The sequence below is a fragment of the Sphingomonas sp. Ell38C01 genome, assembly GCF_055231975.1.
Genome location: NZ_JBUYVA010000001.1, coordinates 376,180 through 398,505 on the forward strand (window position 1 = coordinate 376,180; position 22,326 = coordinate 398,505).

A 22,326-nucleotide genomic window follows, 5' to 3' on the forward strand; every position below is an offset into this window, starting at 1 on the left:
CCCGGCTCTCGCCAGGGCGTTTCGTCCTCCGGCCGACTAGGCCGATCAATGGTGCGTGTCGTCCTCGATCACCGGCAGCGTCTCGAACTGGTGGTACGGCGGCGGCGAGGACAGCGTCCACTCCAGCGTCGTCGCCCCTTCGCCCCAGGGATTGTCTGGCGCCTTCTTGCCCGCCAGCAGCGACCAGATCAGGTTGACGAAGAAGATCGCCATGCCCGCCGCCATGATCATGTAGCCCGTCGTCGCGACCAGGTTCCAGTGCGCATAGGCGTCGGGATAGTCCGGGTAACGCCGCGGCATGCCCTGCAGCCCCAGGAAGTGCATCGGGAAGAACATCACGTTCACGCCGACGAAGAACACCCAGAAGTGCAGCTGGCCGAGCAGCTCGTTGTACATCCGCCCCGACATCTTGGGGAACCAGTAGTAGAAACCCGCGAACAGCGAGAAAACCGCGCCTAGCGACAGCACGTAATGGAAATGCGCGACGACGTAGTAGGTGTCCTGCATGTAATCGTCGACGCCGCCATTGGCGAGGACCACGCCGGTCACGCCGCCGACGGTGAACATGAAGATGAACCCGATCGCCCAGACCATCGGGGTCTTGTACGTCATCGATCCGCCCCACATCGTCGCGATCCACGAGAAGATCTTGATGCCGGTCGGCACCGCGATCACCATCGTCGCGGCGGTGAAGTACATCTTGGTGTTCACGCTGAGGCCGGTCGTGAACATGTGGTGCGCCCACACCACGAACCCGACGACGCCGATCGCGACCATCGCATAGGCCATGCCGAGATAGCCGAAGACGGGCTTGCGGCTGAACGTCGAGATGATGTGGCTGACGATGCCGAAGCCCGGCAGGATCATGATGTACACTTCGGGATGGCCGAAGAACCAGAACAGATGCTGGTACAGCACCGGATCGCCGCCGCCCGCGGGATCGAAGAAGGTCGTCCCGAAATTGCGGTCGGTCAGCAGCATCGTGATCGCCGCGGCCAGCACCGGCAGCGCGAGCAGCAGCAGGAACGCGGTGACCAGCACCGACCACACGAACAGCGGCATCTTGTGCAGCGTCATGCCCGGCGCGCGCATGTTGAAGATCGTGGTGATGAAGTTGATCGCGCCCAGGATCGAGGACGCGCCCGCCAGATGGAGCGACAGGATCGCCATGTCGGTCGACGGCCCCGGCTCGCCATAGGTCGACAGCGGCGCATACAGCGTCCAGCCATTGCCCGCACCGCCGAAGAAGGGCGAGGCCAGCAGCAGCGTGAACGACGGCACCAGCAGCCAGAAGCTGATGTTGTTCATCCGCGGGAACGCCATGTCGGGCGCGCCGATCATCAGCGGCACGAACCAGTTGCCGAACCCGCCGACCATCGCGGGCATCACCATGAAGAACACCATGATGAGCCCGTGCGCGGTGATGAGCACGTTCCACAGGTGGAGCGACTGGTCGAGGCTCTGCGGCCCACCGTGCAGCATCGATGCCCAGGTGCCCAGATACTGGATGCCGGGATGCGCGAGCTCGGCGCGCATCAGGCCGGAGATGCCGCCGCCGATGATGCCCGCGATGATCGCGAAGATCAGGTACAGCGTGCCGATGTCCTTGTGGTTCGTCGACATGAACCAGCGCGCGAAGAAGGCGGGCTTGTGATCGGCATCGTGGTGATGCGCGTGGCCGTCGTCATGGGCGACGAAGTCGGACGGGTGAAGAGCGGTATCGGTCATCTTAGCGTCCAGCGTTGCCCGTGGCGGGGTTGTTGGTGGCGCCCTGCGTGGTCGCCGGCGCTGCGGTCGTCACGTTCTCGACCGGGCCGGTCGTGTTGGCGGCAGCGGCGCCTTCGGCGGCCTGCGTCGCGGAGCCCGCGGCGCCCGGCTGCGGGATGACCGCGGCGGACGGCGCCTTGCTGCCCGGCATCGTGCCACCCTTGGCCTTGACCCACGCCGCGAACTCGGCCGGGGGCACCGCCTCGACCGCGATCGGCATGAAGGCGTGGCGCGCGCCGCACAGCTCGGAACACTGGCCGAAATACAGGCCCGGCTTCTCGATCGTGAAGCTCGTCTCGTTGAGCCGGCCGGGGATCGCGTCGAGCTTGATCCAGAAGGCGGGCACCGCCCAGCTGTGGATCACGTCGGCGGCGGTGGTGATGAGCCGGATCGGCACGCCCACCGGCAGCACGATGCGGTTGTCCGCCGCCAGCAGGCGCGGGCCGTCGGCGTCGGTGCGCGCGCGCTCGCCGGGAGCTACGTCGCCCTTTTCCTTCAGCATGTTGGCGGTCACTTCGAACCCGCCATGGTCGGGATACTGGTAGGTCCAGTACCACTGGTTGCCGATCGCCTTGAGCGTAACGGCACCCGCGGGCGCGGGCTTGAACTGCGCCGACAACAGCCCGATCGAGGGCACCGCGATCGCGACCAGGATCAGCACCGGCGCCAGCGTCCACACGATCTCGATGAAGGTGTTGTGGCTGGTCTTCGACGCGACCGGGTTGGCCGAGCGGCGATAGCGGATCATCGCGTAGATCAGCAGTGCGAGGACGAACAGCGAGATGACGGTGATGAGCGGGAACAGGATCACGTCGTGGAAGTGATGCGCGCGCTGGCCGTTCTTGGTCACCTGCTCCTGGATCGACATCGCACCGTCGGTCGGCTGGCCGATCATCGGCTTGACCGTCATCGCGGGCGCGCCGTCCATCGCCAGTTCGGGCGAGGCTGCGTTGGCGACCACGGGCGCAGGCGCTGCCGCGTTCGCGACCGCAGGGGCAGCGGGCGCCGCGGCGGTGGCGAGGCCGGAGAGCATGAGCCCGGCCGCCAGCGCGATTCCCTTCAGACCGGTTTTCAGCATCGTTCCTCTTGACCCCTGCCTTGTATCGGCGCGCCGCGCTCGCCCCGGGCCCCTGCCCCGGGATCGCGGAAATCACCCGTTTGTACCGGCCTATACCATCCATGGCCCCCGCCTCAAGCGCCGGGTACGCATTTTTGCGTGCGTGGGGGATGTTGCGCGCATGCGACGCCGCTCGTATCTGGGCGCGATCGGGCGACGCGACGCGAAGGACTCCCATTGACCGAAGACGAGGTACTGGCCGAGTTCCGCGCCGCGGACGCGCTGCTGGAGGGGCATTTCATTCTCTCGTCGGGGTTGCGCAGCCCGCGCTATCTCCAGTGCGCGCGCGTCCTGATGGACCCGCGCCGGGGCGCCCGGCTGTGCGAGGCGCTCGTCGCGCGCCTGCCCGCCGATCTGCGCGCCTCGATCGACGTTGTCGTCTCGCCCGCGATGGGCGGGGTGATCGTCGGCTACGAGATGGCGCGCGCGCTCGGCGTCGAGGCGATGTTCGTCGAGCGCCCGGCCGGCACCTTCGAGCTACGCCGTGGCTTCCGGCTGTCCCCCGGCCAGCGCGTGCTGATGATGGAGGACGTCGTCACCACCGGCCTGTCGAGCCGCGAGGCGATCGCCGCGATCGAGGCTGCAGGCGGGCGCGTCGTCGCCGCCGCCTCGCTGGTCGATCGCTCGAACGGCGGGGTCGATCTGGGCGTACCCTTCGTCCCGCTCGTCCGGCTCGACGTGCCGAGCTACGCCGCCGACGCGCTGCCCCCCGAACTCGCCGCGATCCCTGCGATCAAGCCGGGCAGCCGGGCGGCGGCATGACGCCCCCTTTTCGCCTGGGCGTCAACATCGATCACGTCGCCACCGTCCGCAACGCGCGCGGCGGGGCGTATCCCGATCCGGTCCGCGCCGCGCTGATGGCGGCGCAGGCGGGTGCCGACGGCATCACCGCGCACCTGCGCGAGGATCGCCGCCACATCACCGACGACGACATCGCGCGGCTCTCCGCCGAACTTTCCGTCCCGCTCAACCTCGAAATGGCGGCGACCGACGAGATGCTCGGCATCGCCTTGCGCCACCGCCCGCACGCCGCGTGCATCGTGCCCGAAAAGCGCGAGGAGCGCACCACCGAGGGCGGGATCGACGCCGCCGGACAGCACAACCGCCTCGCCCCGATGGTCGCCGAACTGGGCGCGGCGCGCATCCGCGTATCATTGTTCATCGAGCCCGACGCGCGCCAGGTCGAGGCGGCGATCCGCCTCGGCGCTCCCGTCGTCGAGCTTCACACCGGCCGCTATTGCGAACTGGAGGGCGAGGCGCAGGCCGCCGAACTCCGCCGCCTCGCCGACGCCGCCGCGCTGGCGGCGAAGAACGGGATCGAGGTCCATGCCGGCCACGGCCTCACCTTCGCCAACGTAGCCCCGATCGCCGCGATCCCGCAGGTGCGCGAGCTCAACATCGGCCATTTCCTCATCGGCGAGGCCATCTTCACCGGCCTCGACGCCGCCGTCCGCCGGATGCGCGACGCGATGGACGCCGCGCGGTGATACTCGGCCTCGGCTCGGACCTGTGCAGCATCGAGCGGATCCAGGCCTCGCTCGACCGGTTCGGCACGCGCTTCGAACAGCGCGTCTTCACCGCCGCCGAGCGCGCGCGCGCCGACCGGCGCCCCTTCACCAGGGCGGGCACGCTCGCCAAGCGCTTCGCCGCCAAGGAGGCGTTTTCCAAGGCGGTCGGAACCGGGTTCAGGGCGGGCGTGTTCATGCGCGACATCAGCGTCGTCAACGCCGCCTCCGGCGCGCCGACGCTGGCCTTGACCGGCGGCGCGCAGGCGAGGCTTGACGCGATGACGCCCGAAGGCCACGCAGCCCGCATCCACCTGACCATGACCGACGATCATCCCTGGGCGCAAGCCTTCGTGATCATCGAGGCGGTCCCGATAGCGTGAGTGCGCCGATGCCCGAGGATCTTGCGTTGACCGGAACCCCCGATCAGCCCGCCGCCAGCCAGCCCGCGACGAAGCGCCGCACCGACTGGTGGGGCGAGGTCAAGGGCATCTTCTGGCTGATCCTCGCGGTGCTCGGCTTCCACAGTTTCATCGCCAAGCCCTTCTATATCCCCAGCGAATCGATGCTGCCTGGTCTCGAGGTCGGTGACCGGCTGGTCGTCAGCAAGTTCGCCTATGGCTGGTCGTTCGTCTCGCCGACGATCCCCAACCCGGTCGCGATCTTCAGGAGCGTCGTGCTGCGCCAGCCCGAGGAGACGTGGTCGGTGCAGGTGCCGTTCGTCCATGGCCGCCTCTTCGGCTCGATGCCGACGCGCGGCGACGTCGTGATCGTCACCCCGCCGGGGCAGAACAGCGATTATATCAAGCGCGTCATCGGCCTGCCCGGCGACACGCTGGCGGTGCGCGGCGGCACCGTGATCCTCAACGGCAAGCCGGTCGCCCGCGGCCCCCTGCACTATCGCGACGTGCCGATCGACCCCAACGCGACGTGCGACCCGATCCAGTATCCCGGCGCGCAGGTGCAGCGCACCGACGGCAACACCGTCTGCCGCCTGCCGATCGTGACGGAAACGCTGCCCAACGGTCGCCGCTACGACACCGTCGAGCTGGGCGACAGCGCGGGCGACGACTATGGCCCCGTCACGATTCCTGCGAACCACGTCTTCCTGATGGGCGACAACCGCGATCGATCCGCCGACAGCCGGTTCGCGCTCGGCGGGTTCGAGCGCGGGCTGGGCGGGCCGGTGCCGTGGGAGAATGTCGGCGGACGCGCCGAGTTCATCACCTTCTCGGTCGACGGCTCGGCGACATGGAACCCGCTGACGTGGTTCGCCTCGCTGCGTGGCGGCCGGGCGGGCACGTCGCTCCACCCCGAGCACACCAGGTGACGACCGCGCCCGAGCACGTCCAGGTCGTCGAGGGCGCCAGCCCGCACGAGGTCCGCGATCCCCGGATCCGGTTCGAGATCAAGCGCGCGGGCGTCTGGGTCGGAATGGTCGCGCTCGTCGCGCTCTTCGTGCTGCTGATCCAGCCGCTGCTCATCATCTTCGCCGCGCTCGTCTTCGCCGCGCTCCTCGACGGCGGCGTCCGGCTGCTCGGCAGGGTACTGCCGATCGGGCGCGGCTGGCGGCTGCTGATCGTCGTGCTGCTGACGGTCGCGTTCCTCGTCGGCACCGTCTGGCTGGCGGGCGTCCAGCTGTGGGAACAGGCCAACCAGCTCCGCTCGACGCTGGAAACGCAGGTGCAGCGCGGCGCGCAGTGGCTGTCGTCGATGGGGATGATGCCCGGCGCGAGCGACCTGAACGGGCTGGCGAAGCAGGCGATGAGCTCGGTCGGGCGTGTCACCTCATGGGTCGGCAGCGCGATCGGCGCGCTGACCAGCTTCTTCATGATCCTCGTCCTCGGCCTCTTCCTTGCGATGGAGCCCAACATCTACGAGCGCGGCGTCCAGTGGATGGTGCCCGAGGACAAGCGCCGCGAATTCGCGATCACGCTGCGCCGGATGGGCGAGACGATGCGCAAGCTCCTCGCCGGGCGACTGATCGGGATGGCGTTCGAAGGCGTGCTCACCGCGATCGTGCTGTGGATCGTCGGCGTGCCGATGGCGCTGATCCTGGGCATCCTCACCGGGCTGCTCGCGTTCATTCCCAATATCGGCGCGTTCATCTCGGGCGGACTGATGATCGCGGTCGGCTTCTCGGCGGGGTACGACATCGGGCTGTGGGCGATCGGCACCTATGTCGTCGTCCAGACCTTCGACGGCTATGTCGTCATCCCGATGGTCGCCAGGCGGACCGTCGACCTGCCGCCTGCGCTGACGCTGGGCGCGCAGATCCTCGCCAGCGCGCTGTTCGGCATCATGGGGTTGGCGCTCGCCGATCCGATGACCGCGATGATAAAGGTCGCGATGGAGCGCCGCTCCGAAGCCGCCGAGGCCGGGGACGCCTGACGATGGACATCGTCCTCCACGATTACTGGCGCTCGTCGGCCGCGTATCGCGTGCGGATCTGCCTGCACCTCAAGCGCGTCGCCTACACCACGGTGCCGGTGAACCTGCTGGCGGGCGAGCAGGCGGCGGCGGCGAACCGCGCGATCAATCCGCAGGGGCTCGTCCCCACGCTGGTCGTCGATGGCCGTCCTCTCGTCCAGAGCCTCGCGATCGTCGACTGGCTCGACGCCAATTTCCCCGATCCGCCGATGGTGGCGAAGGACCCGTTCGTCCGCTCTGCCCAGCTCGCCCGCGCGCTGGTGATCGCCGCCGACACGCATCCGCTCCACAATCTGCGCATCCTCAATCGCATCGAGTCGCAGTTCGATGCGGACCAGACCGCGCGCGAGACCTGGTATCGCCATTGGGTGACCGAGGGGCTGGCCGCGCTCGAGGCGATGGCGGTGGCGGGGGCACCCGGGGACGGCCCGTTCCTCGCCGGCGAAGCGCCCGACATCTCGGACCTGTGCCTGATCCCGCAACTCTACAACGCGCGCCGCTTCGACGTGCCGCTCGCGGCGTATCCGAGATTGCTGCGCGCGGACGCGGCGGCGGCGGACCACCCGGCGTTCCGGGCTGCGCACCCGGACTCCGTCAAGCCCTGATATGATTCGTGCCCCGGCGAAGCCTGTCCTGAGCGCCTGCCTTGGCAGGCAGTCGAAGGGGCCGGGGCCAAGCCCCGGACGACATCATGCGCGGCAGCGCATTCGGAGCTCCGCGCCGAGCCTGTACCCCGGCCTCCGCCGGGGTACGGGATGTGGGGTTCGCTTGCCCTACCCGACCACCGAATCGAACAACGCCAGATACCGATCCACCGAATCCGCCCCCGGTGGCGCGACCGGCGCAGGCCGTACCGCCTCCGCCCCCAGCCACCGGTCGAGCGCCGCGACCAGCGCGCCGGCATCGTCGCGGCCTACGATCGTCCCCAGCGCGGGCAAAGTCACAATCTCCGCGACGCTCGGCGACGAATCGGTCGTCACCACCGGCGTCCCGAACGCCAGCGCCTCGCGCAGCACCCCCGGCACGCCCTCGTACTCCGACGTCAGCGCGAGCAGCGTCGCATCGCGGATCGCGGGCAGCGGATCCGCCGCGTGCCCCGGCATCAGCACCCGCCCGCCGACCCCCAGCGACTCGGCCAACGCCGCCAGCGCCGCCCGCTCGCTACCCTCGCCCAGGATCACCAACGGGATCGCGGTGTCCGCGAGCGCCGGCAGCGCCGCGAGCAGCCGGTCCCACCGCTTCTGCGGCTCGAGCCGGCCCACTCCGAGCAGATAGCGCCCCGCGGGCAGCGCGACGCGCGGCGCGCCCGGCAGGATCCGCGCCGGCGGGTTGGCGATGATCGCGACGCGGTCGCGCGCCACCCCCGTCGCCGCGACGGTCGCGTCCGCCATCGCGGGCGTCATCGCGACGAACCGGTCGACGAACCGCGGCTGGAGGCGCAGCCACGCCCGATGCCCCAGATCGAACACCGCCCCGTGATCGCCCCGCGCCAGCGCGTTCGATACCTTCGACACGATCGGCGGACAGCGCGCGCCCAGCCGCAGGCGGATCCACGCCGCCGCCGCGGTGTAATGATTGCCGGGGCAAAAGATCAGGTCCGGCGCCGCGCGCGCGACGCAGGCGGGCAGCGCCGCCTGTCCCCGCCCGGTTTCGATCACCGCAACGCCCGCGGGCACCTCCGCACGGAGCGGCCCCGCATCGCGCCCGACCAGGATCGTCACGCGCCGCCCGCCCTTCACCCAGCCATCCGCGAGGCGCAGCAGCGCGCGCTCGACGCCGCCGCCGCGCCAGTCGTCGGCGTAACTCAGGATGTGGGATGCACGCGCCATCTTGCGATTTGCGCGACTAGGCGTCACAGCGCGCAAAGGGAACCCGTTGTCGTCGCTCGCGGCGGCGTCTGGGCGCGCTAGGGACGCGCCCGCCAATGTTTCGCGACGGAAGCACGATCACGTCCTTGTCCCCTCACTCCGACATCCCCGCCCCGCTCGCCGAGCCCGATAGCCGCGCCGAGCGCGACCCAGGCGACCGCGCCGCGCGCGATATCGCGCAGCTCGAACCCGTCCAGACGATCCGGCGTCGCTGGCCGATGATCCTCGGCGGGCTGCTGACGCTCGCGATGGTCGTCGGGCTGGGACGCGAGCTGTTCGGCAACGGCCTTGCCGGCCTGCGCGCCTCGACGCCGACCGATCCGCGCTTCTACCTGTGCTTCGCGCTGCTCTACATGTCGCCGCCGACCGGCGACTACGTCATCTTCCGTCGGCTCTGGGGCATACCGCTCGCCGGGCTCGTCGCGCTCATCAAGAAGCGCGTCGCGAACGAGGTGGTGCTGGGCTATTCGGGCGAGGCCTATTTCTACGCCTGGGCACGCGCACGCGCGAAGATGGTTGCCGCCCCGTTCGGCGCGGTGAAGGACGTCAGCATCCTGTCCGCACTGGCGGGCAACGGCATGACGCTGGCGATGATGGCGATCGCGATCCCCTTCGGCCATGCGCTGATCCCCCCCGACAAGCTGAAGCTGGTGCTCGGCTCGGCGGCGGTGACGGTCGCGATCTCGCTGCCCTTCCTGATCTTCTCGAAGCGCGTCTTCTCGCTGCCCAGGCGCAAGCTGTGGTGGGTGTTCATGATCCACTGCCTGCGGCTCACCGCGGGATCGGTGCTGATCGCGCTGGCCTGGCATTATGCGCTGCCCGATGTGTCGATCGCGATGTGGCTGTTCCTGTCGGCGGGGCGTCTGCTGGTGTCGCGGCTGCCGCTGGTGCCCAACAAGGACCTTCTTTTCGCCAATTTCGCGATCATATTGATCGGCCAGGATCAGGCGCTTTCCGAACTCGTCGCCTTCACCGCCGCGCTGACCCTGCTGGTCCATGTGGTGCTGATCGGCGTGTTCGGGGCGGTGGCTCTGGCGACAAGGACCAAGGCATGGCGTACGTGACGCGCGCGATCATCTCCCTCCCCCTGCTGGCCGCGCTCGCGCTACCGCTGACGCCCGCGCGCGCGCAGATGCTGGGCGAGGACGCATCGGCCTGCACCACCGGGCAAGGCCCCGCGATCCAGGCCAGCATCACCGGCCTGAAGGACCGCAAGGGCGAGGTGAAGCTGGAACTCTACCCCGCGACCGCGGAGGATTTCCTCAAGGACGATCGCGACCTGATCGCGCAGAAGAAGACGTTCCGCCGCGTTACCGCGATCACCCCGCCCTCGGGTGCGACCACCCTGTGCATCCGCGTGCCGCATCCCGGGCGCTACGCGCTGCTTTTCACCCACAACCGCGACAACAAGAGCAAGTTCAGCTTCTGGACCGATGGCGCGGGCTTCCCCAGCAACCGCAAGCTCGGCCGCTCTCGCCCGAAGGTGGACGAGGCGCTTATCTCCGTCGGCAGCGGCGTGACCGTGACGAACATCACCGCGCAGTATCTGCGCGGGCTCGGCGGCTTCGGTCCGATAAGCGGCTGAGCGATGCGCATCGTCGATCTCAACGAGTTCTACTCGCCCACCGGCGGCGGGGTGCGCACCTATTGCGACCGCAAGATGGGGATCATGGCCGATCTGGGGCATGAGCTGATCGTCGTCGCGGCGGGGCGCGAGGACCGGATCGAGCATCGCCCGGGCGGCGGCTGGATCCAGTATCTGAAGTCCCCCCCGCTGCCGTTCGACAAGAATTACGGGCTGTTCTGGGATCCCAAGCCGATCACCGACCTGCTCGACGCGCTCGATCCCGACGTGGTCGAGGTCAGCTCGCCGTGGAAGCCGGCCTGGATCGTGGGCAACTGGCAGGGCCGTGCGGTGAAGTCCTACTTCATGCACAATGATAACATGGCCGCCTATGCGCAGCGCTGGTTCGAGGGCGTCGCCAGCCACGACCGGATCGAGCGCGCGTTCGGCTGGTACACGCGCTACATGGCGCGCTTCCTCGACAAGTACGACGCGGTCGTCACCAACGGCCCCGCGCTGGAGAAGCGGCTGCGCGCGCGCGGGTTGCGCATCGACGCGGCGATGCCGCTGGGGATCGAGCGCCGCCATTTCTCGCCTGCGTTCCGCGACGAAAAGCTCCGCCGCGCGCTGCTCGCGCAATGCGGGCTGGGCGAGGACGGGCTGCTGCTGCTCGGACTCGGGCGGCACCATCCTGAAAAGCGCTGGTCGGTGGTGATCGACGCTGCGGAGCGCGCGGGCGCGTCGCTGCCGGTCGGGCTGATCCTGCTCGGACAGGGCGTCGAGACGCAGAAGCTCGAGAAGCGCGTCGCGGGGTCTCCGCACATCCGCCTGTTCCGCCCGGTCTATGATCGCGAGCGGCTCGCGCGGATCATCGCCAGCTGCGACGCGCTGGTCCACGGGTCGGAGGCCGAGCCGTTCGGGCTGGTCGCGTCGGAGGCGATGGCCTCGGGCCTGCCGCTGATCGTCCCCGACACCGGCGGCTGCGCCGAGGTCGCGGACCCGGTCTCGTCCGAACTCTACGCGGCGCGCGATGCGCAGAGCTGCGCGAAGGCGATCCGGCGGATGTACACGCGGGATCGTACGATGCTCCGCCACGCCGCCACCGCCGCCGCCGCCCGCGTCCGCACCGATCGCGAGCACACGGTGGACCTGATGGCGTATTACCAGACGCTCGTCGACGCGAAGGCGGGGCAGGCCAGGACGGCGGCGTAACCCCCCCGACGGTCCACGCCGCGGCAAAAAGTGAAAATGGGGCTAAGGCCTCGATCCGTTCGCACTGAGCTTGTCGAAGTGCCGTCCGTCCTTGCCCATGGCGCAAGAAGGGCAATGCTCCGACAGGCTCAGCACGAACGAACCTTGGTGCTCACCGCGCCACCCACACCCCAAACGGTGTTCCCGCGACCGCCACCCGCGCATAGCCATGCGCCGCCGCCCACCGCTCCAGCCCCGCGTCGAGCGCATCGTCCCCACTCGTCCAGGCGCCCTCGCCCCCCGTCAGCACCGCCGCCGGGCGCAACGCCAGCTGTCGCCCCGTCGTCCCGCGCGCGACGAGGTGGAACCGCGCCTCCTCCTCCACCGACAGCAACCCGGCGCTGCGATAATAGAACGGCCCCGCCGCGAACCGCGGATCGGGCAACCGCGCGGTCGCGGCAAGGAACTGCGGCGACAGCGTAGCGACCGGTCCCGACACCCCCGCCCGGTCCATCGCCGCGCGGATCGCCGCCCCCTGCCGCATCGCCTCGACCATCCCGGTGCCCCCCCCGGTCAGCGCCGCGACGCTCGGCGCCAGCCCCGCGCACGCGAACACGATCATCGCGACCCGCGCGCGCGCGCCGGGCGGGCGCAGCGTGAACCCGATCGCGACCCGCACGAACAGCAGCGGCAGCACCGGCAGCAGATATTGCCGCCATGTCGGCGTCGGCAGCAGCGCGGCAAGCACCGCGCCCGCCAGCATCCAGTCGATCGCGCGCCCGTTCCCCGCCTTCCACCGGAACCGCGTGCCCCACAGCAGCGCGAGCAGCGCCGGCCCGAGCGCGAGGAACTTCAGCGTATCGAGCGCCTTGGCGGGCAAGCCCAGCTTCCACGCCTTGCCGATCGCGGTATAATATTGGTCGGGCGCGATCGCGGGGAAGGTGAACACCCCGAACCGGAACGCCTCGGGCGCGCCGTACACGCTCGCCCCCACCAGCGCGACCGCGGGCAGCGTCCCCAGCGCGACGAACCCCGGCAGATGCCGCGGATGCCGGATCGCGTAGAGGCCGTACGCGATCGCGGGCAACGCATACGACACCTTCGCCGCCGCCGCGCCCGCCAGCAGCAACCCCGCCGCCATCGCGGTTATACGCGTTCCCCGCTCGCCGCTCGCGCGCAGGATCAGCGGCAGCGCGCCCGCCATCAGCGCGGCGGGCAACGCATCATTGCGCGCGGTGCCGACGCTGAACAGGAACGCATCGCACGCGACGAACAGCGCGCACGCCAGCATCGCCGCGCCTCGCGCCGCGCCGCCCGTCCGCGCCGCGGCATACACCCCCGCCACCGCCGCCGCGCCGAGCAGCGCGTTGGCGACGCGGATCGCGGGCCACGCCCATGCCCCCGCCAGATCCGCGAGGCCGGCGAACACGAACGGCTGGAGCGGCGCCTGCAGATACGCATAGTCGCGATACGGCAGCAGCCCGTGCGCGCCCAGTGCCGCGGAGGCGACATACTGGCTCTCGTCGTGATCGACCGGGCGCAACATCGCCAGCATGACGAGGACCAGCGCAAGCGCGGCGAGACACCAGAGCGGACGGAGACGGGTCATCCCCCCGCTCTACCCCCGATGTCGCGCCGCGCAACTTTCGCGCATCCGTCATCCTGGACTTGATCCGGGATCCATCTCCGCCGGCCCGCGATTGCGACCATCGACAAGACGACGCGCCTTCCATTCCCCGACTGTCACGATAGCATCACCAAACGCGCGCACCGCGTGCGGCAATCGACACGGAGTTTCCCCAATGCTCGTCACCCGCCGCTCGCTCCTCGCCACCGGTACGCTCGGCCTCGGCGCGTTCGCCATTCCCGGCTTCGCGCACGCACAGACCGTCGCGGCCGCGCACGGCTTCACCCATTCGGTCGCCAGCGGCGAGCCCGGCCGCGACACGCTGCTGTTCTGGACGCGCTACGTCCCCGCCGCCGGCGACACCGCGGAGGTCCGCGTCGAGGCGAGCGAGACCTCCGATTTCGCCCGCATCGTCACCGGCGGCATCCAGCGCACCGGGGCGTTCCGCGACTGGACCGTCAAGATCACCGTCGACGGCCTGAAGCCCGGCCGCCTCTATCACTATCGCTTCGTCGCCCCCGACGGGTCCTTCTCCCCCGTCGGCACCGCGAAGACGCTGCCCGAGGACGCCGCGCGGCAGTTCAGGGTCGGCATCTTCTCCTGCTCGAACCTCGCCTTCGGCTGGTTCAACGCCTATGCCCATGGCGCCGCGCGCGACGATCTCGATCTGTGGATCCATCTCGGCGACTATTTCTACGAGTACGGCCCCGGCCATTATCCGCTCGCGAAGGATGCGATCGCCGGCCGCGTCCCGCTTGCCGAGCCCGCGGCGGAAATCGTCCAGCTCGCCGACTATCGCCTGCGCTACGCCAGCTACCGCGCCGATCCCGATCTGCAGGCGCTCCATGCGAAGACGGTGATGCTCGCGCAGTGGGACGATCACGAAAGCGCGAACGACAGCTGGGAAGGCGGCGCGCAGAACCACGATCCGAAGACCGAGGGCCAGTGGAACCCGCGCCGCGCCGCCGCGATCCAAGCCTATCGCGAGTGGATGCCGGTCAGCGACGAGCCGTGGAAGGCCTACAACATCGGCCGCCTCGCCACGCTGTTCCGCACCGAGACGCGGCTGCTGGCGCGCACCGAGCAGCCCGACGTCGCCGAGATGTTCAAGGCCGCCGATCCGCAGGCCGCGCTGGTGAAGTTCCGCGAGACCGCGTGGATGGATCCCGCCGCGACGATGATGGGCTCCGCGCAGGAAGTATGGCTCGCCCACGCGCTCAAGGCGTCGGTGAAGGCGGGGCAGCGCTGGCAGGTCGTCGGCTTCGGCACGATCATGGGCGACACGAAGACTCCGCTCGACGCCGCGACGTGGATCGCGCCCAACGCGGAGGCGCGCTCGCGCGGCTATGTCGAGCGCGGGATCGCCGCGGCGAAGGCGGGGCTGCCGTTCAATTTCGACAATTGGGGCGGCTATCCGGCCGCGCGCGCGCGTTTCCTGAAGGGCGCGATGGCGGCGGATGCGAACCTGGTCCTGATTTCGGGCGACAGCCATAACGGCTGGGCGTACGACCTAAAGCAGGATGGCCGCGCGGCAGGCGTCGAGTTCGCCGGGCACGCGGTCACCTCGAGCGGTTTCGAGGGCGCCTTCTCCGCCGACCCCAGGGCGATCGCGCGCGCGCTGGTCGCCGCCAACCCCGAGCTCCAATGGTGCGACACCTCGCGCCGCGGCTACATGGCGATGACGATCACCGCGGACCGGGTGAGCAACGACTGGATCTTCGTCGACACCGTCCGCGAGCGTACGCCGCGCGCGAGCGTCGGCCACACCGCCACGGTCCTGCGCGGCCGGCGGGTGATGGCGTAACCCTGAGCCCGAGGCGAAACCGTACCCCGGAGCGTACCCGTACCCCGACGAAGCATGTCCTGAGCGCCTGCCTTTGGCAGGCAGTCGAAGGGGCCGGGGTCCAGCCCCATCAAGAATCATGCGCGACAGCGCATTCGGCGCTCCGCGCCGAGACTGGACCCCGGCCTACGCCGGGGCACTGGTATCATTCGGGTAGCGCCTACCCCCGCACCGCCGTCACGAAATAATCCAGCGCCACCGACTCGCTCAGCACGAACCCCTTCGCCACCGAGAACGCCAGCCCCCGCACCTCACGCACCACCAGCCCCGCCTCGACCAGCAGCGCGCCCAGCTCGTCGGGCGTCAGGAACCGCTCCCAGTCGTGCGTCCCCGCCGGGATCCGCCCCGTCCCCTCCGCCAGCGTGATGAGCGCCAGCTTCGACAGCGGCGTCCGGTTCGGCGTCGACAGCACCAGCAACCCGCCCGGCGCCAGCGCGCCCGCCAGCCCGCGCACGAACGCCGCGGGATCGGACACATGCTCGATCACCTCGAGGCTGGTGACGAGATCGAACGTCTCGCCGCCCAGATCCTCCACCCCCACCGCGCGATAGTCGATCGCAAGCCCCGACGCCGCCGCATGCGCCCGCGCCACCGCGATGTTCTCCGCCGCCGCATCGACGCCCGTCACCGCCGCGCCCAGCCTTGCGAGCGGCTCCGCCAGCAACCCCGCGCCACACCCGACGTCGAGCGCGCGCTTGCCAGCCAGCGGCGCGAACGACCGGTCGTCGCCGTCCCAGTGCCGGTCGATCTGCGCGCGCAGATAGCGCAGCCGCACCGGATTCAGCCGGTGCAGCATCGCGGAGGACCCCTTGGGATTCCACCAATCCTGGGCCATACGCCCGAAATGTTGCGCCTCGCGCGCGTCGATCGTCGTGTTTGTTGCGCTTGCCTGTGCCATGCGTCGTCCCTATCAGGACGCCCGTTTTCCCCCAAGACGTTTGGAAAGTTCCTCGCCCATGGCGCGCATCGTGATGAAGTTCGGCGGCACCTCGATGGCCGGGATCGAACGGATCCGCAGCGTCGCCGCGCGCGTGAAGCGCGAAGTCGCGGCGGGCAACCAGGTCGCGGTCGTCGTCTCGGCGATGGCGGGGGAGACCGACCGGCTCGTGGGTTTCTGCCGCGAGGCCTCCGCGCTCTATGATCCCAAGGAATACGACGTCGTCGTCGCGGCGGGCGAGCAGATCACCAGCGGGCTGCTCGCGATCGCACTCCAGGCGATCGGCGTGCCCGCGCGCAGCTGGCTCGGCTGGCAGCTCCCGATCCATACCGACGCGGCGCACGCCAAGGCGCGGATCGGCGCGATCGACACCGCCGCACTCGACGAGAGTCTGGCGCGCGGCGAGGTCGCGGTGATCCCCGGCTTCCAGGGCGTCTCCACTGACAATCGCATTTCGACGCTGGGGCGCGGCGGGTCGGACACCTCCGCGGTCGCGGTCGCGGCGGCGATGAAGGCGGAGCGTTGCGACATCTATACCGACGTCGACGGCGTCTACACCACCGATCCGCGGATCGTGCCGCGCGCGCGCAAGCTGTCGCGCGTGACGTATGAAGAGATGCTCGAGCTCGCCAGCGTCGGCGCGAAGGTACTCCAGACGCGCTCGGTCGGGCTCGCGATGAAGGAACAGGTCCGCGTCCAGGTGCTGTCGTCGTTCACCGGCGAGGACGCACCGATGGCGGATACATTGCCCGGCACGATGATCGTGGGGGAAGAGGAGATTACCGACGTGGAACGCCAGCTCATCACCGGGATCGCGCACGACAAGAACGAGGCCAAGATCACGCTGATCGCGGTCCCCGATCGCCCCGGCTCGGTCGCCAGCGTCTTCGCGCCACTCGCGGATGCGGGGATCAACGTCGACATGATCGTCCAGAACATCGCGCATTCGGCGGGCTCGACCGACGTCACCTTCACCGTGCCCGGCGCGGATCTCGCGCGCAGCCTCGACGTGCTGGGGCAGGCGCGCGCCGACATCGGCTACGAGACGATCCTCCACGACACCCGCGTCGCCAAGATCTCGGTCGTCGGCGTCGGGATGCGCAGCCATGCGGGCGTGGCGTCGACGATGTTCACCACGCTCGGCGAGCGCGGGATCAACATCCAGGCGATCACCACGTCGGAGATCAAGGTCAGCGTGCTGATCGAGGAGGATTATACCGAACTCGCGGTCCGCGTCCTCCATACCGCCTATGGGCTGGACGCCGACGAGGCGGCGTAAACTTCGGATCGTCCTCCCGGACTTGATCCGGGATCCATCGCGCCGCGAATCCGACAGGCGTCGCTTCAGGCGCGACCACGGATCCCGGATCAAGTCCGGGATGACGAAGTCGTTCGGTTGGGGTACGCGGTCCCGATGACCGACACCGCCACCCTCGCCCCAGCCTCCACCGGCACCGATCGCCTCCACCGCCGCATGGCGCGCGGCGCCGCCTTCCTCGGCTCGGACGTCGCGATCATGGCGGGCGCGATGTCGTGGGTCAGCGAGCGCAACCTCGTGTCCGCGATGTCGAACGCGGGCGGGTTCGGCGTGATCGCGTGCGGCGCGATGACCCCCGCGCTGCTCGATGCCGAGATCGCCGCGACGAAGGCGATGACCGACAAGCCGTTCGGCGTGAACCTCATCACGATGCACCCCGCGCTGTTCGAGCTGATCGCGGTCTGCGCGAACCACCGCGTCACCCATGTCGTCCTCGCCGGCGGGCTGCCGCCGAAGGGCTCGCTCGAGGCGATCAAGGAGTCCGGCGCCAAGATCATCTGCTTCGCCCCCACGCTGGCGCTGGCGAAGAAACTGATCCGCAGCGGCGCGGACGCAATGGTGATCGAGGGGATGGAGGCCGGCGGGCATATCGGCCCGGTTTCGACCAGCGTGCTCGCGCAGGAGATGCTCCCCGAGCTGTCCGAGCAGGTCCCCGTCTTCGTTGCCGGAGGCATCGGCCGCGGCGAGGCGATCGCAGGCTATCTCGATCAGGGCGCGGCGGGCGTGCAGCTCGGCACGCGCTTCGTCTGCGCGACCGAATCGATCGCGCACGCCAATTTCAAGAAGGCCTTCATCCGCGCCAGCGCGCGCGACGCGGTCGCCTCCGTCCAGATCGACGCGCGGCTGCCCGTCATCCCCGTCCGCGCGCTCAAGAACGCGTCGAGCGAACTGTTCACCGCCAAGCAGCGCGAGGTCGCGCAGAGCCTCGACGACGGCGCGGTCGCGATGATGGAGGCGCAGCTCCAGATCGAGCATTACTGGGCGGGCGCGCTGCGCCGCGCAGTGATCGACGGCGATGTCGAGCATGGCTCGGTGATGGCGGGGCAGTCGGTCGGGATGGTCACGAAGGAAGAGCCGATCGCGGACATCATCGCCACGCTGATGGCGGAGGCCGCGCACGCGTTCGAGCGTCGCGCGGGCTGAGTCCACGCGCCGCGCCAACACAACGTTAACCATTGCCGACGCATGATCCGTCCAGGCCGGGGGGCTGGAGTCTGTCATGCGTCCGTATCGTTCGCCGTATCGTTCAATCGCCGTCCTGATCGCCACCGCGACGCTCGCGGGCTGCGCCTCGCGCCCCGCGCCGGTGATCGTCGTCACGACCACCCCGCCTCCGCCCGTCGCGCTGGCGCAGCCGGGGCCGCCGCCGCTCACCCCGATCAACCGCAACCTGACGACGCCCGCCGCAATCTGGCACGTCCGCGCCGCGCTCAACGTCGCCGCGCTCGCCTGCCGCGGCGCCAGCGAGGCGACGATCGTCGCACGCTACAACGCGCTGCTCACCGCCAACGTCGCGCCGCTCAAGGCCGCCGAGGCCGCGCTCGCCGCCGAGTTCCGTGCGGGCGGGGGCGACTGGCGCGATCGCTACGACGACGCGATGACGCGGCTCTACAATTTCTTCTCGCAGTCGCAGGGCCGCGCGCGCTTCTGCGCGACCGCCGAGGCCGCGCTCGCCGATTCGCCGACGGTGCCCGACGCGATGCCTGCCTATGCGCAGCGCTGGCTCGCGGATCTAGACGCCCCCTTCGCGCCGCCCACCACGCGCCAGGTGATCGCGGTCGCCGCCGCGCCCGTTTCCTACGGCGCGCGCACGATCCAGCCGGTCCCGGCCCCCGCCCCGCGCCTGACGCTCGACCTGTCGGCGCTCCCGCAGGACTGACCTACCGCGCGATCGGCGCGCCGATCGACCAGACATGCCCGAACGGATCGAGCAGCTGGCCGTAGCGGTCGCCCCAGAACTGGTCGCCCACCGGCATCGCGATCGTCGCCCCCGCCGCGACCGCGCGCTCGGCCCACGCGTCGGCATCGTCGACCTGCAGGTGCAGCGTCACGCCCTGCGGCGCGGGCTCGTCGCGTCCGCGCCACTCGGGGAACTCGTCGGACAGCATGATCCAGCCGCCGTTGATCCTCAGGCTCGCCTGCATCAGGCGCACGCCGTCGTCGGCCAGGTTGCGCGCGATCACCTGGCCCGCGAACGCGCGTTCGTAGAACGCCAGCGCTTCCTGTCCCCGCCGCGCTCGGATCGTCAGGAACGGCGTCACCCCCTCACTCGGACGGTCTGTCATCGGCGAATCTCCTCCGTCATGAGCCTATACCCGATCCGCGCCGGTGCGAACGGGGTTCCCGCCGCCGTCCGGTTGGGTTAACGCCGGGCGGCATGACGATGGCCGGCCACGACCAGCCCGCCCAGGGGCGCTTCGAAGGGACAGAGCACCGCTTCGCGCTGCGCGTCTATTTCGAGGATACCGACCTGTCGGGCGTCGTCTATCACGCCAACTATCTGCGCTATATGGAGCGCGCCCGCTCCGACATGCTGCGCCTCGCCGGCATCGACCAGCGCGCGACGCATGCGGCGGGCGGCGGCGCCTATGCGATCGTCGACCTCGCGATCCGCTACCACGCCCCGGCGCGGCTCGACGACGCGCTCGTCGTCGCCAGCCGGATGGTCCGCGCGACGCCGGCGCGCGTCGTCATTCATCAGACAGTCAGGCGCGGCACGGACAAGCTGACCGAGGCGACCGTCACCGCCGCGCTCGTCTCGCCCGACGGTCGCGCGCTGCGCCAGCCCGCCGACTGGATCGCGATCTTCCAGACGCTTCTGCCCAAGGGGACCCCCTGCCCGTGACTCCGATGCTGAACACCGATGCCGCGACGCTGTCGCCGATCGCGCTCTTCCTCCAGGCCGACTGGGTGGTGAAGGGCGTGATGCTGGGGCTGCTGCTCGCCAGCATCTGGACGTGGGCGATCATCATCGGCTTCTGGCTCAAGGCCGGGCGCACCCGCAAGGCGATGGAGGCGTTCGAGCGCGACTTCTGGAAGGCGGAGGATATCGACGCGTTCCACAAGACGCACACCGACAGCCAGATCCCCTCGGCACGCGTGCTGGCGGCGGGCGTCGCGGAGTGGCGTCGCTCGACCGCGGGTGGCAAGATCGATCGCGAGGGCACGCGCGAGCGGCTCGCCACCGCGATGGCCTCCGCCTCGGCGGGCGAGATCGACCGGCTGTCGGACCGGCTCAACATCCTCGCGACGGTCGGCTCGGTCGCGCCGTTCGTCGGGCTGTTCGGCACCGTCTGGGGGATCATGCGCAGCTTCACCAGCATCGCCAGCGCGCAGAACACCTCGCTCGCGGTCGTCGCGCCGGGCATCGCGGAGGCGCTGTTCGCGACCGCGATCGGCCTATTCGCGGCGATCCCCGCGGTGATCGCGTACAACCGCTTCTCGCACGGCATCAACCGGATCGAGGCGCGGCTGAACCGCTTCGCCGACGGCTTCCACTCGACGCTCAGCCGCGAACTCGATCGGGAACGGTGACGCCATGGCGATGAACCTACCCTCCCGCGCGGGTCGCGGCCGTCGCGCGCCGATGGCGGACATCAACGTCACGCCGCTGGTCGACGTGATGCTGGTGCTGCTCATCATCTTCATGGTGACCGCGCCGCTGCTCACCGCGGGCGTGCCCGTGAATCTCCCCGACAGCCGCGCCAAGCCGCTCGACCAGGATCAGCAGCCCGTCGAGATCTCGCTCGACGCCGAGGGTCGCCTCTTCGTCGCCAAGGACGAGGTGTCCGAACAGGCGCTGCCGCAGCGGCTCGCGGCGATCTCAGGGACCGCGCAGACCGGCCAGCCTCCGCAGGTGTTCCTGCGCGCGGACAAGGCGCTCGATTACGGCCGCGTGATGCGCGTGATGGGCGAGCTCAACCGCGCCGGCCTCAACCGCGTGGCGCTGGTGACGGTCGGCGAGTGATGGATCGCCATCCCACCCCCCGTTCGCTTCGAGCGAAGTCGAGAAGCGTGTCGCCGCGCGCCCGCTTCTCGACCGTGTCCGATACGAACGGGACGATCGGGGCCAACTGATGGAACGCGGCGAGAAGATCGGCCTCGGCGTCGCGGTCGCGGGGCATGCCGTCCTGTTCGGCCTGCTGTCGGTCGGCTTCCTCGCGTCGCCGAACCCGGAGGCGCTCAAGCAGCAGCCGGTCGAGGTGAGCCTCGTCAAGGAAGTCGCGCTCGAGGCCGCCGCTCCACAGGCCGAGGCACCGCCTGCGCAGTCGGTCGCCCCCGACACCGGCGAGCCCGAGGACGCCGCCCCCCCCGCCCCGGCGGAGGCGGAACCCGAACCCGTCCCCGTCCCGGCCCCCGCGCCGCAGCCCGCCCCGGCGCCCAGGCCGCAGCCAAAGCCCGCCCCGAAACCGGCCCCCGCGCCCAAGCCGGTGCCGCAGCCCAAGCCGAAACCAAAGCCGCCCGAACCCGCCGCGGAAAAGGCGGCTGCCAAGCCCGCGCCGAAACCCGCCAGGACGCAGACCGCCTCGGCCTCGCCTGCGAAGCCGACCAAGGCCGCGCCCGCCGCCGCGTCGCCCGCCAAGACGCCGCCCGCCAAGGCCAAAGGCACCGGCAGCACGACGACCTCGACCGCGACGCGCCCGCGCGGCTCGCGGCTCGGCCCCAATTTCCTGCAAGGGCTCAGCAGCGAGCCAAGCGAGAGCAAGGCCCCGACCCCGCCCGCCGCCAAGATCGACGGCCGCGCGCTGGCGTCGATCGTCCAGGCGATCGCGCGCCAGATCCAGCCCTGCGCGGATCGCCAGGTCGATCCCGGTCCGGGCGCGAACCAGATCGTGACGACGCTCAACCTCAAGCTCAACCAGAACGGCACGCTCGCCGCGACCCCGACGGTCGTCCGCCAGACCGGGATCGACGACGAGAACCAGCGCTATGCCCGCCGCGTCGTCGATCTCGGTATCGCCGCGTTCAAGGGCTGCTCCCCGCTCAAGCTGCCGCCCGAATATTATTCCACACCCAACGGGGGGTGGAACAACATCAACTATCAGTGGAAACTCCGGTGATGCGTATCCAGCTCCGAGTCCCCCGTCCTTCCCTCGCTATCGAGCGGACCGCTCCCCCCTCCTCCGTTCGCCCTGAGCTTGTCGAAGGGCGCCCCGGGG

General features: G+C 70.0%; 23 protein-coding genes. 17 read left to right on the plus strand and 6 right to left on the minus strand.

What is annotated here, in order from left to right; genetic code table 11:
* Positions 1 to 45 precede the first annotated feature (45 nt).
* Entirely contained in the window at positions 46 to 1,728 is a 1,683-nt protein-coding gene (gene ctaD / locus ACV7NO_RS01795; RefSeq protein ID WP_463404324.1) for a cytochrome c oxidase subunit I, read from the minus strand.
* 1 nt (position 1,729) lies between these two features.
* A complete protein-coding gene (gene coxB, locus ACV7NO_RS01800) occupies positions 1,730 to 2,845 on the minus strand; it encodes a cytochrome c oxidase subunit II (RefSeq protein ID WP_463404325.1) in 1,116 nt (371 codons plus the stop codon).
* A 216-nt stretch (positions 2,846 to 3,061) separates the two neighbouring features.
* On the opposite strand from coxB, the gene pyrE reads away from it, so the two are divergent.
* The 6 genes from pyrE to maiA are packed head-to-tail and all read left to right on the plus strand — an operon-like array spanning position 3,062 to position 7,424.
* Positions 3,062 to 3,646 (plus strand): orotate phosphoribosyltransferase, encoded by a 585-nt coding sequence (gene pyrE / locus ACV7NO_RS01805; RefSeq protein ID WP_463404326.1) that lies wholly within the window; start codon positions 3,062 to 3,064, stop codon positions 3,644 to 3,646.
* Entirely contained in the window at positions 3,643 to 4,371 is a 729-nt protein-coding gene (locus ACV7NO_RS01810; RefSeq protein ID WP_463404327.1) for a pyridoxine 5'-phosphate synthase, read from the plus strand. Before pyrE ends, ACV7NO_RS01810 begins: the two co-directional genes overlap by 4 nt.
* The gene (gene acpS / locus ACV7NO_RS01815) at positions 4,368 to 4,772 is read left to right on the plus strand and encodes a holo-ACP synthase (protein WP_463404328.1); all 405 of its coding nucleotides are present in this window, start codon (positions 4,368 to 4,370) and stop codon (positions 4,770 to 4,772) included. Before ACV7NO_RS01810 ends, acpS begins: the two co-directional genes overlap by 4 nt.
* Before the next feature lie 8 nt (positions 4,773 to 4,780).
* Positions 4,781 to 5,719: a signal peptidase I gene (gene lepB, locus ACV7NO_RS01820; protein ID WP_463404329.1), complete on the plus strand. Its 939-nt coding sequence runs from the start codon at positions 4,781 to 4,783 to the stop codon at positions 5,717 to 5,719.
* Complete coding sequence (locus ACV7NO_RS01825; RefSeq protein ID WP_463404330.1) at positions 5,716 to 6,780, plus strand: AI-2E family transporter; 1,065 nt, start codon at positions 5,716 to 5,718, stop codon at positions 6,778 to 6,780. The genes lepB and ACV7NO_RS01825 overlap by 4 nt, the downstream gene beginning before the upstream one ends.
* Before the next feature lie 2 nt (positions 6,781 to 6,782).
* A complete protein-coding gene (maiA, locus tag ACV7NO_RS01830; protein WP_463404331.1) occupies positions 6,783 to 7,424 on the plus strand; it encodes a maleylacetoacetate isomerase in 642 nt (213 codons plus the stop codon).
* A 168-nt stretch (positions 7,425 to 7,592) separates the two neighbouring features.
* Here maiA and ACV7NO_RS01835 read toward each other — a convergent pair whose 3' ends face one another.
* The gene (locus ACV7NO_RS01835) at positions 7,593 to 8,648 is read right to left on the minus strand and encodes a glycosyltransferase (protein ID WP_463404332.1); all 1,056 of its coding nucleotides are present in this window, start codon (positions 8,646 to 8,648) and stop codon (positions 7,593 to 7,595) included.
* A gap of 125 nt (positions 8,649 to 8,773) precedes the next feature.
* On the opposite strand from ACV7NO_RS01835, the gene ACV7NO_RS01840 reads away from it, so the two are divergent.
* Genes ACV7NO_RS01840 through ACV7NO_RS01850 form a run of 3 tightly spaced genes read left to right on the plus strand, consistent with a single transcriptional unit; the run spans position 8,774 to position 11,463 of the window.
* Positions 8,774 to 9,751, plus strand: a complete 978-nt coding sequence (locus ACV7NO_RS01840) for a hypothetical protein (protein ID WP_463404333.1) — start codon at positions 8,774 to 8,776, stop codon at positions 9,749 to 9,751.
* Entirely contained in the window at positions 9,739 to 10,272 is a 534-nt protein-coding gene (locus tag ACV7NO_RS01845; protein ID WP_463404334.1) for a DUF2141 domain-containing protein, read from the plus strand. The genes ACV7NO_RS01840 and ACV7NO_RS01845 overlap by 13 nt, the downstream gene beginning before the upstream one ends.
* Before the next feature lie 3 nt (positions 10,273 to 10,275).
* Complete coding sequence (locus ACV7NO_RS01850) at positions 10,276 to 11,463, plus strand: glycosyltransferase (protein WP_463404335.1); 1,188 nt, start codon at positions 10,276 to 10,278, stop codon at positions 11,461 to 11,463.
* A 151-nt stretch (positions 11,464 to 11,614) separates the two neighbouring features.
* Here ACV7NO_RS01850 and ACV7NO_RS01855 read toward each other — a convergent pair whose 3' ends face one another.
* Entirely contained in the window at positions 11,615 to 13,051 is a 1,437-nt protein-coding gene (locus tag ACV7NO_RS01855) for a DUF2029 domain-containing protein (RefSeq protein ID WP_463404336.1), read from the minus strand.
* Between the two features lie 193 nt (positions 13,052 to 13,244).
* Here ACV7NO_RS01855 and ACV7NO_RS01860 point away from each other — a divergent pair, with 193 nt between their 5' ends.
* The gene (locus ACV7NO_RS01860) at positions 13,245 to 14,873 is read left to right on the plus strand and encodes an alkaline phosphatase D family protein (RefSeq protein WP_463404337.1); all 1,629 of its coding nucleotides are present in this window, start codon (positions 13,245 to 13,247) and stop codon (positions 14,871 to 14,873) included.
* Between the two features lie 199 nt (positions 14,874 to 15,072).
* Here ACV7NO_RS01860 and ubiG read toward each other — a convergent pair whose 3' ends face one another.
* On the minus strand, positions 15,073 to 15,810 hold the full coding sequence (gene ubiG, locus ACV7NO_RS01865; protein WP_463404338.1) for a bifunctional 2-polyprenyl-6-hydroxyphenol methylase/3-demethylubiquinol 3-O-methyltransferase UbiG: 738 nt from the start codon (positions 15,808 to 15,810) through the stop codon (positions 15,073 to 15,075).
* A gap of 58 nt (positions 15,811 to 15,868) precedes the next feature.
* On the opposite strand from ubiG, the gene ACV7NO_RS01870 reads away from it, so the two are divergent.
* From ACV7NO_RS01870 to ACV7NO_RS01880, 3 genes are all read left to right on the plus strand, one after another.
* Complete coding sequence (locus ACV7NO_RS01870; RefSeq protein WP_463404339.1) at positions 15,869 to 17,128, plus strand: aspartate kinase; 1,260 nt, start codon at positions 15,869 to 15,871, stop codon at positions 17,126 to 17,128.
* A gap of 195 nt (positions 17,129 to 17,323) precedes the next feature.
* Positions 17,324 to 18,310: an NAD(P)H-dependent flavin oxidoreductase gene (locus ACV7NO_RS01875; protein WP_463407253.1), complete on the plus strand. Its 987-nt coding sequence runs from the start codon at positions 17,324 to 17,326 to the stop codon at positions 18,308 to 18,310.
* Between the two features lie 76 nt (positions 18,311 to 18,386).
* Entirely contained in the window at positions 18,387 to 19,046 is a 660-nt protein-coding gene (locus tag ACV7NO_RS01880) for a hypothetical protein (RefSeq protein WP_463404340.1), read from the plus strand.
* Position 19,047: 1 nt separating this feature from the next.
* Here the strand turns inward: ACV7NO_RS01880 and ACV7NO_RS01885 are convergent, their stop codons facing one another.
* Positions 19,048 to 19,452 carry a VOC family protein gene (locus tag ACV7NO_RS01885; RefSeq protein ID WP_463404341.1) on the minus strand — a complete coding sequence of 135 codons (405 nt, stop codon included), beginning with the start codon at positions 19,450 to 19,452 and terminating at the stop codon, positions 19,048 to 19,050.
* Positions 19,453 to 19,544: 92 nt separating this feature from the next.
* On the opposite strand from ACV7NO_RS01885, the gene ACV7NO_RS01890 reads away from it, so the two are divergent.
* The 4 genes from ACV7NO_RS01890 to ACV7NO_RS01905 all read left to right on the plus strand — a co-directional run bounded on the left by ACV7NO_RS01890 (position 19,545) and on the right by ACV7NO_RS01905 (position 22,227).
* On the plus strand, positions 19,545 to 20,012 hold the full coding sequence (locus ACV7NO_RS01890; protein WP_463404342.1) for a YbgC/FadM family acyl-CoA thioesterase: 468 nt from the start codon (positions 19,545 to 19,547) through the stop codon (positions 20,010 to 20,012).
* Positions 20,013 to 20,017: 5 nt separating this feature from the next.
* Positions 20,018 to 20,701, plus strand: a complete 684-nt coding sequence (gene tolQ / locus ACV7NO_RS01895) for a protein TolQ (RefSeq protein WP_463407254.1) — start codon at positions 20,018 to 20,020, stop codon at positions 20,699 to 20,701.
* A 4-nt stretch (positions 20,702 to 20,705) separates the two neighbouring features.
* Positions 20,706 to 21,134 carry a protein TolR gene (tolR, locus tag ACV7NO_RS01900; protein ID WP_463404343.1) on the plus strand — a complete coding sequence of 143 codons (429 nt, stop codon included), beginning with the start codon at positions 20,706 to 20,708 and terminating at the stop codon, positions 21,132 to 21,134.
* Between the two features lie 109 nt (positions 21,135 to 21,243).
* Entirely contained in the window at positions 21,244 to 22,227 is a 984-nt protein-coding gene (locus ACV7NO_RS01905; RefSeq protein ID WP_463404344.1) for a cell envelope biogenesis protein TolA, read from the plus strand.
* The last annotated feature ends 99 nt before the right edge of the window (positions 22,228 to 22,326 follow it).

Bases quoted from the DNA above. Each gene is read 5' to 3' on its own strand.
- ctaD (WP_463404324.1), bottom strand. From the start codon at position 1,728: ATGACCGATACCGCTCTTCACCCGTCCGACTTCGTCGCCCATGACGAC.
- coxB (WP_463404325.1), bottom strand. From the start codon at position 2,845: ATGCTGAAAACCGGTCTGAAGGGAATCGCGCTGGCGGCCGGGCTCATG.
- ACV7NO_RS01810 (WP_463404327.1), top strand. From the start codon at position 3,643: ATGACGCCCCCTTTTCGCCTGGGCGTCAACATCGATCACGTCGCCACC.
- lepB (WP_463404329.1), top strand. From the start codon at position 4,781: ATGCCCGAGGATCTTGCGTTGACCGGAACCCCCGATCAGCCCGCCGCC.
- maiA (WP_463404331.1), top strand. From the start codon at position 6,783: ATGGACATCGTCCTCCACGATTACTGGCGCTCGTCGGCCGCGTATCGC.
- ACV7NO_RS01835 (WP_463404332.1), bottom strand. From the start codon at position 8,648: ATGGCGCGTGCATCCCACATCCTGAGTTACGCCGACGACTGGCGCGGC.
- ACV7NO_RS01845 (WP_463404334.1), top strand. From the start codon at position 9,739: ATGGCGTACGTGACGCGCGCGATCATCTCCCTCCCCCTGCTGGCCGCG.
- ACV7NO_RS01850 (WP_463404335.1), top strand. From the start codon at position 10,276: ATGCGCATCGTCGATCTCAACGAGTTCTACTCGCCCACCGGCGGCGGG.
- ACV7NO_RS01855 (WP_463404336.1), bottom strand. From the start codon at position 13,051: ATGACCCGTCTCCGTCCGCTCTGGTGTCTCGCCGCGCTTGCGCTGGTC.
- ACV7NO_RS01860 (WP_463404337.1), top strand. From the start codon at position 13,245: ATGCTCGTCACCCGCCGCTCGCTCCTCGCCACCGGTACGCTCGGCCTC.
- ubiG (WP_463404338.1), bottom strand. From the start codon at position 15,810: ATGGCACAGGCAAGCGCAACAAACACGACGATCGACGCGCGCGAGGCG.
- ACV7NO_RS01870 (WP_463404339.1), top strand. From the start codon at position 15,869: ATGGCGCGCATCGTGATGAAGTTCGGCGGCACCTCGATGGCCGGGATC.
- ACV7NO_RS01875 (WP_463407253.1), top strand. From the start codon at position 17,324: ATGGCGCGCGGCGCCGCCTTCCTCGGCTCGGACGTCGCGATCATGGCG.
- ACV7NO_RS01880 (WP_463404340.1), top strand. From the start codon at position 18,387: ATGCGTCCGTATCGTTCGCCGTATCGTTCAATCGCCGTCCTGATCGCC.
- ACV7NO_RS01885 (WP_463404341.1), bottom strand. From the start codon at position 19,452: ATGACAGACCGTCCGAGTGAGGGGGTGACGCCGTTCCTGACGATCCGA.
- ACV7NO_RS01890 (WP_463404342.1), top strand. From the start codon at position 19,545: ATGACGATGGCCGGCCACGACCAGCCCGCCCAGGGGCGCTTCGAAGGG.
- tolQ (WP_463407254.1), top strand. From the start codon at position 20,018: ATGCTGAACACCGATGCCGCGACGCTGTCGCCGATCGCGCTCTTCCTC.
- tolR (WP_463404343.1), top strand. From the start codon at position 20,706: ATGGCGATGAACCTACCCTCCCGCGCGGGTCGCGGCCGTCGCGCGCCG.
- ACV7NO_RS01905 (WP_463404344.1), top strand. From the start codon at position 21,244: ATGGAACGCGGCGAGAAGATCGGCCTCGGCGTCGCGGTCGCGGGGCAT.